Annotated in this window: 1 protein-coding gene; it reads right to left on the bottom strand. The window is 49.2% G+C overall.

What is annotated here, in order from left to right:
- Positions 1-49 precede the first annotated feature (49 nt).
- Entirely contained in the window at positions 50-226 is a 177-nt protein-coding gene (locus HMPREF1992_RS05005) for a DUF5049 domain-containing protein (protein ID WP_037358667.1), read from the bottom strand.
- Positions 227-242: the final 16 nt, after the last annotated feature.

Below are 242 nucleotides of genomic sequence, written 5' to 3' on the forward strand. Positions count from 1 at the left end.
TTTTCGAGAGAAACACAGCCCCGAAAGGCTGTGCAAGAAGCTGTAAAACTTACTCTTCGCCCGTGAGGATAAAGCGTACATAGGCCGCACGATCTCTCTCGATGAAGCAGATGAGTTCGTAGAATTCCATCTTAAACGCCATCCTCTGAACAGCGGAAATGTCGAACATATTCACCCGCCCGGAGTCGCGAATGTCCATGATCTGTGCGAAAACCTTCTCGTTCATGACTGACCGCCTTTCT

This window comes from Selenomonas sp. oral taxon 892 str. F0426 (assembly GCF_000468035.1).
Classification (GTDB): domain Bacteria; phylum Bacillota; class Negativicutes; order Selenomonadales; family Selenomonadaceae; genus Centipeda.

What these genes read in the sequence shown, in the direction of transcription:
- HMPREF1992_RS05005 (WP_037358667.1), bottom strand. Translation starts at nt 226, where the DNA reads ATGAACGAGAAGGTTTTCGCACAGATCATGGACATTCGCGACTCCGGG.